General features: G+C 45.2%; 7 protein-coding genes and 1 pseudogene. 3 read left to right on the forward strand and 5 right to left on the reverse strand.

Annotated features, from left to right (window positions below):
• Window positions 1-776 (forward strand): annotated as a pseudogene (locus tag F6K37_RS45530) (RNA-guided endonuclease InsQ/TnpB family protein); the annotation flags it as partial.
• Between the two features lie 34 nt (window positions 777-810).
• On the opposite strand, the gene secG reads toward F6K37_RS45530, so the two are convergent.
• Window positions 811-1,041 carry a preprotein translocase subunit SecG gene (gene secG / locus F6K37_RS17405; RefSeq protein WP_008191847.1) on the reverse strand — a complete coding sequence of 77 codons (231 nt, stop codon included), beginning with the start codon at window positions 1,039-1,041 and terminating at the stop codon, window positions 811-813.
• A gap of 77 nt (window positions 1,042-1,118) precedes the next feature.
• Window positions 1,119-2,717 carry a 2,3-bisphosphoglycerate-independent phosphoglycerate mutase gene (gene gpmI, locus F6K37_RS17410; RefSeq protein WP_287251369.1) on the reverse strand — a complete coding sequence of 533 codons (1,599 nt, stop codon included), beginning with the start codon at window positions 2,715-2,717 and terminating at the stop codon, window positions 1,119-1,121.
• A 369-nt stretch (window positions 2,718-3,086) separates the two neighbouring features.
• Between gpmI and purN the strand changes: the two genes are divergently transcribed.
• Window positions 3,087-3,743 carry a phosphoribosylglycinamide formyltransferase gene (gene purN, locus F6K37_RS17415; protein ID WP_008191850.1) on the forward strand — a complete coding sequence of 219 codons (657 nt, stop codon included), beginning with the start codon at window positions 3,087-3,089 and terminating at the stop codon, window positions 3,741-3,743.
• Between the two features lie 156 nt (window positions 3,744-3,899).
• On the opposite strand, the gene F6K37_RS17420 is transcribed toward purN, so the two are convergent.
• A complete protein-coding gene (locus F6K37_RS17420) occupies window positions 3,900-4,157 on the reverse strand; it encodes a hypothetical protein (RefSeq protein WP_008191853.1) in 258 nt (85 codons plus the stop codon).
• Between the two features lie 72 nt (window positions 4,158-4,229).
• Between F6K37_RS17420 and F6K37_RS17425 the strand changes: the two genes are divergently transcribed.
• Window positions 4,230-5,486, forward strand: a complete 1,257-nt coding sequence (locus F6K37_RS17425) for an RNA-guided endonuclease InsQ/TnpB family protein (protein WP_287251366.1) — start codon at window positions 4,230-4,232, stop codon at window positions 5,484-5,486.
• 451 nt (window positions 5,487-5,937) lie between these two features.
• Here the strand turns inward: F6K37_RS17425 and F6K37_RS17430 are convergent, their stop codons facing one another.
• Both F6K37_RS17430 and F6K37_RS17435 read right to left on the reverse strand, forming a co-directional pair.
• Window positions 5,938-6,531, reverse strand: a complete 594-nt coding sequence (locus F6K37_RS17430; RefSeq protein WP_008191857.1) for a CPBP family intramembrane glutamic endopeptidase — start codon at window positions 6,529-6,531, stop codon at window positions 5,938-5,940.
• A 390-nt stretch (window positions 6,532-6,921) separates the two neighbouring features.
• Window positions 6,922-7,155 (reverse strand): DUF3326 domain-containing protein (locus tag F6K37_RS17435; RefSeq protein ID WP_287251367.1); only part of this gene is annotated, 234 nt, incomplete at its 5' end.

Consider the following 7,155-nt stretch of genomic DNA (forward strand, 5'->3'; position numbering starts at 1 on the left):
GATTTCTATACGGATTCTGACGGTCATGCTGAACCTAATCCTAGATTTTACCGAACGGGAGAGAAACGGTTAAAGTTTTATCAACGCCGGGTATCCCGAAAACAGAAAGGCTCTACTAACCGTCGAAAAGCCATTAACAGACTAGGCAGGACACACCTTAAAATAAGCAGGCAACTTGAAGTCCACCCCAAGAGACTGGGAACGAAGTTACCGCAAGATAGTGGAGCCTTTATGGGTGATCGGCTTTGCATAAAAGGGTTAAATCTTTTGTAATAAGGCGACCCTATCTAAGGTTTCGTCTCCGGCGCGCTGCGTAATTCAGTCTAACGACTTGATCGCCTACGTTCGCGAAGCGTGCCGAAGGCAAGACTTGAGGGTTAAGAACTTGGCTAAAAACCACTGTCGCGGCTTATCTATTAATGATGCAGGTTGGTATCAATTTAGGAAATGGTTAGAGCATTTTGGAACTAAGTTCGGCAGGATAACTGTTGCAGTAAACCCTGCTTACAAAGCGCCAAAATTGTTCTGAATGCGGCGAAGAGGTCAAGAAGTCACTATCAACTCGAACTCACGTCTGTAAGTGTGGTTGTCAGTTGGACCGAGACCACAATGCTGCAATCAATATCCTCAAAAGAGCCTTAAGTACGGTAGGGCATACCGGAACTTGGATTGACCGTAGGTCACGCTACGCGAATGACGATCCGAACGCTTACGGAGAGGATACCTCTACTCTTCTTGGCTCCGGCCTGGTTGAGCAAGTAACCTCGTTGAAGTAAGAATCCCCGTCTCGCGATTAGCGGGGAGTGTCAACTACTGGTTTAACCAACCTGCACTTAAAATCACTGTCAAGCTCATAAAGGTAATCGCCAAGATCCAGGTCACCCGGTTCAGGGCTTTTTCAGCACTCTTGGTGCTGGTAAACAGCTGAGCTTGACCACCGATACCGCCAAGGCCATCTCCCTTGGGACTATGGAGCAAAACCAAAATAATCAGACCCAAGCCAGATAAAACCCAAATAATTTGCAGGATTTGATTAACCATTCTTTTGACAATATTACGGCATTGAGAAGTTTTGAACTCTCCCTCGGTTAAAACAAAGGGGTTCTCAACTTGAAGTTTTATAGAGAAACTCGCACGGGTGTCCGGTTATTACGGACTTCCAACTCAGCGGGTTGGATCATAGAACGCCCAGTCATTTCTTTTGGCTGGGGGAGTTGCAAGATTTCCAAGATGGTCGGGGCAATATCTGCCAGACATCCATCACAGCGCAATGCAACTTCTGTTCCATGTCCAGGGATTTTTAATTTTTCCCCTTCTACTAGGATAAAGGGTACTGGGTTGGTCGTGTGAGCTGTCCAAGGATTACCTGTCTCATCGCGCATAGTCTCGGCGTTGCCGTGGTCAGCAGTAATCAGGGTAGTGCCACCAACTTTAATAATCCTATCAATTAAGCGTCCTAGGCAGCGGTCTACGGTTTCCACTGCTTTTATGCAGGCTTCTACATTGCCAGTATGCCCCACCATATCAGTGTTGGCATAGTTAATCACTACCAGGGAGTAAATGCGTTTTTCGATGGCTGCGATCACTTCATTGGTCACTTCCTTAGCTGACATGGCTGGTGCTTTATCATAGGTTGCTACCATCGGACTTTGCACCAATTCCCGGTCTTCACCCTCGAAGGGAACTTCTAGACCACCATTAAAAAAGTAAGTGACGTGGGCGTATTTTTCTGTTTCCGCAGTTCGGAATTGGCGCAACCCATGCTGGGCAATAACTTCCCCCAGAATATTAGTCAAGTTCTGAGGTTCAAAGGCCACCAATACCGGAAAATTGGGGTCATACTGGGTAAAGGTGGCAAAGGTTAGGGGTTTGATCTGTTCCCGTTCAAAGCCATCAAAGTTAGGATCCACCAAGGCTTGGGTAAGCTGTCGGGCTCTGTCTGGACGGAAGTTAAAGAAAATTACTCCATCTCCTGCTGTCACAGCTCCAGGAGTAAGCCGTGTGGGCAAGATAAACTCGTCAGTAATGTCTGACTCATAAGACTCCTTGAGGAATTCTGCTGCTGAGATAGCATTTCCAGGACCATCCTGAGTGATGACTTCATAGGCTTTTGAAATCCTTTCCCAGCGTCGGTCTCGATCCATGGCGTAGTAGCGACCAATAATAGTGGCTATGCATCCAATGCCAACTTGATCAATATAATCTTGAATTTTTTGAATTGCTTCAATCCCCTCGGTCGGTTTAGTATCACGACCATCGGTAATCGCGTGGATATAGACCTCAGATAGATTTTGGGCTTTGGCTAGCGCTAGCAATCCCAGGAGGTGATTGAGATGGGAATGCACCCCACCCTCAGAACACAAACCCACGATGTGCATCTTCCCACCCCGAGATTTAACCTCTCGGCATACTTGCACAAGAGCTTGGTTATCGTTTAAAGTGCCATTTTCCACCGCATCAGAGATGCGCACAAGTTCTTGAGGCACCACACGCCCAGCACCTATATTCAAGTGCCCCACTTCCGAATTGCCCATTTGACCCTCTGGGAGTCCCACGTCCTTTCCAGAGGTGCGAATTAATGTACTCGGATAGGCAGCCCAGAGGCTGTCCATTACAGGGGTGTTTGCTAGGGCTATCCCATTGGCATCAGTTACTTCGCGGTAACCCCAACCGTCTAAGATAACTAGCACCACAGGAGAAACAGGTGCTTGCCTCATCATATCGCCTTTTATCCTACTCTTAATTGCACCGCGATCATATCATTCCAAATCCGCATATCCATGATAAATTTCGATTTTTATTAGGTTTGGGCTGCCAGAGTGAGGATAATCCTTAAATCTTTTCCTAGCATCGGTTTTGGCTACCCCAAGCTAATAGGAATTTATACTCGCAAATCAGGATCTAAATTATAAAAGCCTTACTCAGACAAAATTGGAAAATTCCTAAGCAAAATTACTTATAACAGCCTACATTTAAAAGGAACATAAGGGTAGGAAGGTTACAGACAATCATTTCGATCAACATGCCAAGCTATAAAATGAGTATGTATAGGTAATGCTTATGACTGTGCGATCGCATTTCCCGATATGACTGCCAATCTCACTTCTCCAGATTCCAGCCCCAGCTTGATTTCCCCTAGCATTTCTCTCCAAAAGAGTGTAGACTCCTTACCGACTACTTCCCCTCTGAAACTGGGAGTGATGGCTTCCGGAAGTGGCAGTAACTTTGAAGCGATAGCTAGTGCGATCGCAAACGGCCAACTCAATGCCCAAATCAGCGTGCTCATTTACAATAACCCAGGCATTAAAGCGTTAGCTAGAGCGGAAAAATACGGCATTCCAGCAGTCCTACATAATCACCGGATCAAAAAACGGGAAGATTTCGATCAACAAATTGTCCAAACTTTACAAGAGTATGAGGTGGAGTGGGTCGTGATGGCTGGTTGGATGCGAGTGGTGACACAGGTACTCCTAGACGCTTTTCCTAATCGGATTCTCAATATCCATCCCAGCTTATTACCTAGTTTCAAAGGCGTGCGGGCGGTGGAACAAGCCCTTGAGGCTGGGGTAAAAATTACAGGGTGTACGGTTCACGTGGTCAGTCTAGATGTTGACAGTGGTCCCATCCTTTTCCAGGCAGCTGTTCCGGTGCTACCCGATGATACCCCAGAAACCCTCCATGCCCGGATTCAAGTCCAAGAACATCGGATTCTAGTCGAAGCGATCGCATTAATCAATTTTTAACAAAATAGGGAGAGTTTGAGGGGGCGAAATTCCCCCACCTGGCCGTAGGCCACGCTACGCGAAGGTTCAGGTATTGAAGTTACCGTAAGGATAGTGGAGCCTTAATCAAAAAGTTTTAACCCTTTTATACATAGCCGACCAACCATAAAGGCTCCACTATCCTAAGGTTTCGTCTCTGGGATGGATAGCCCCTTGGCCTACGGCCACGCTACGCGAACAAATACTATAAACCTGCTTCCTGACCCAGCTCTCTATATATTCTCCAACGCTTACCCCAGAGTCTTTAGCTGCTAGCTGTAACCATTTCCAAGTAGTGTCTGTAAGCCAGATTCCGTGCTGTCTTTTTATCTCGTCATAATGAGCAGGTGCTCCTCTCATTCTTTTCTGAGGATTTTTCCTTTTTGTGCTTGACATTTCTATTTACCATCAACTATACTAATAGTATAGCAAATAAAGAGCACAGAATTCAATGATGTGATTCCACTCATGGCGATTCTCAGGCAGACATTCCGTCTATATCCCAACAAAACAGCTACATCAAAGATGTTTTATGCAAGAAAACTTCACCAGTTACTCTACAACGCTGGGATAGCTGATCGCCGTTATGAGTGGAAAGCAAATAAAAAATCTATAGGATACCTTGACCAACAAAATTGTTTACCCGATTTCAAGAAATGCTGGCCGGAATACAAGGAGTTGTATAGCACTTCTTTGCAGGCTACTCTGAAGAGAGTAGACCTTGCATATAATCGGTTCTTTCAAGGGTTAGGTGGAATTCCAAAATATAAGCCAATTCGCAAATACTCCGGATGGACTTACCCTAGCAAGGCTGGTTGGAAGACTGACACTAACGGAAAAGATGGAACCTTGACGCTAAATGACCTCGGACTCACTATAAAGATGCGTGGTCAAGCCAAGTCTTGGGGGACACCAACGACTCTGACAATTACTTACAAGCCCAGTATAAATGCTTGGTATGCTTCAATAACTGTTAAGACAGAAACTCCTGATCCTAAATATGGCTCAGAATCTGACTTAAAATACGAGAAAATCGTAGCGTACGACCTAGGTACTGAGACTGCGATTACAGCCTTCAATGGCAGCGAGTTTGAGGAAATAGCTAACCGGCGTTTTACAAAGACTCTAGAACCTAAGGTAAAAGCTGCTGGCAAGGAAAAGCGTAGGAAGCAGGCTCCTAATTTCAAGAAAGGGATTAAGGCGTCTAAGCGTTGGAAAAAAGCCAACAAAAAGGAATCCCAATTGAATAGAAAAGCGGCTAACGCACGTAGAGATTGGCAACACGTCTTGATGCAGTCGCTCATGGGGGAAACCCCCAAGACCGCGCTGCATCGCAAGGTTACGTCAGATTTATCTAGTCGTTATGACATCGGCGTAACTGAGAAGCTAAACACAAAAGGAATGACCCGAAAAGCTAAGAAAGGGTCAAAAAGGAAAAAACAAAAAGCTGGATTGAACAAGGCTATTTTAGACGTAGGATTTGGCACTCTTAATAAAATGCTCACCTACAAAATTGAACTCAAAGGCGGAATTGTCCTTCAACTACCGACTAGACAATTAAAGCCATCTCAGCGTTGTCCAGAATGTGGAAAGGTTCACAAGAATTGGGCTGAACTGTCGAATAGATACCATGTCTGTGATGCTTGCGGCTTGGGAGCATCCCAATTTGGCACGTTAGCTCTTTTTAGGGGGCTGAAACCCTTGAAATATCGTTGCTTTGGGTAATATTGTTTCCAAAATGGGATGCTCCCTGCGGCTTTGAACTTGATAGAGACAAGACAAGCACAATGGTAATGTTCAATGCAGCCCTAGGAAAACAGCCGGGGTACGGGACTGACCTCGATAAACGTGGATTTTCTAGCTCTACCTCAAAGACCAGTAAGCATACTGGATCGATGAGGCAACTAGGAAAGATGAAGCGTCAAAAATCACGTTCTAAGGACGGGTCTGCTGACACCCTGTCCTGGCCGTAGGCCACGCTACGCGAACGACCAGGACGGGGTAGTTCATTTGTTATTTAGCAAAGGGAGTCGGGAGTCGGGAGTCGGGAGTCGGGCATAAAAATTATCACAATTGATTAAAGATTATTATTTAATTTTTATTTAGTTGTTAATTTTTATTTGATTTTTAATTTTATATTTGGGATTTTTAATTAAATTTAATAGTCTTTTCTAGTCTATGTTGTATTTTCTAAATTACCCAATTTCCATACCAAACTAGACACAAAGTTGGTGACGATATGAGCTACTATTGGTACGAGTAAATTGTCTGTTGCTACCGCACTATACCCCAGAAGCAAACCAACAAGGGTTGCCCAAACTACATAGGGCCATTGTTGGATACCGCTTAGATGCAAAATCCCAAATAGCATACTGGAGGCTATGATACCGATAGCATTTAACCCTACTGCTGGCAACATCACACCCCGAAACAGTAATTCTTCACTCATACCGGGCAACAGTCCTAGCCACATTAAATCTGGTATGATTAGGGGCTTGAGAATTAACTTTAGGTATACTTCTGCACTCTGGCGATAAGCTGGCCAAAGACGATACACTAAGCCACTGGCTCCAGTAATTCCCAACCCCATGCCTAGTCCTATAAGTAGGGCATTGGGGGTAAATTTGATGGGCAGGAGACTCAGCTTACCTAGTTGCAGCCATAGCTTGGCAAAGATTAGTAACACTACGGCAGTTATACCCATTGCCACTAGTACTTGGATGCGGGTTAGGGGTTCAAGTTCGGGATTATCGGGAATTTGTTTTGTCACTAGGAAAAATGTAAGCGACGCAGAGTTGACACTCCCCGGCCTTTTGGTGCGAGGATTCTTTAGAGGAGATACCCAAGGGCATTGCTCGTAACAACCACATCGACTTCCCGTACCGTAGTACCAAGAAATCGGCAGTCCACTTGGCGGTGCCAATTGCCTCTACTCTCTCCAGCTTATTGCCATTGAGTCTACTTTAAAAGTTTTGATTTGATTCGCTCACCAAAAAGACTTCTGCTTGTAGAGGGCTGGGATTGGAGTCTTTGACCGAGCACCCATTTCGGGTAACTACCATTTAACCAAAGCGTCCCACTACTGGGATTTTCACCTTTTCTTTTCAGGTCACTGCGTCTACATAATTCTAACACAAAGCCGCCCTAGAAGAACGGGGTTTCAGACCCAATTTTTTGATGATAGGGATGGACTCAGAGCGTTAGGACTGATCCCAGCACGATGGGTAACCAGCAAGCCTAGAGCCTCTAAATATGAGTTTACTCGTATTGCTTTAATTCCCAAAGGTTCTGGAGGTACTTCCATGGTAGTTTGGTTTTCTTCAACGGCAATGATCTGGGTTTGCAACTGGCTAAAGCTTAACATTGCACTACCACCACAGGCGGTTGCTGGTAT

Source organism: Moorena sp. SIO4E2 (genome assembly GCF_010671945.1).
Classification (GTDB): domain Bacteria; phylum Cyanobacteriota; class Cyanobacteriia; order Cyanobacteriales; family Coleofasciculaceae; genus Moorena; species Moorena producens.

Excerpts from the sequence above, each read along its gene's own strand:
- secG (WP_008191847.1), bottom strand. The coding sequence starts at position 1,041 with ATGGTTAATCAAATCCTGCAAATTATTTGGGTTTTATCTGGCTTGGGT.
- gpmI (WP_287251369.1), bottom strand. The coding sequence starts at position 2,717 with ATGAGGCAAGCACCTGTTTCTCCTGTGGTGCTAGTTATCTTAGACGGT.
- purN (WP_008191850.1), top strand. The coding sequence starts at position 3,087 with ATGACTGCCAATCTCACTTCTCCAGATTCCAGCCCCAGCTTGATTTCC.
- F6K37_RS17420 (WP_008191853.1), bottom strand. The coding sequence starts at position 4,157 with ATGTCAAGCACAAAAAGGAAAAATCCTCAGAAAAGAATGAGAGGAGCA.
- F6K37_RS17425 (WP_287251366.1), top strand. The coding sequence starts at position 4,230 with ATGGCGATTCTCAGGCAGACATTCCGTCTATATCCCAACAAAACAGCT.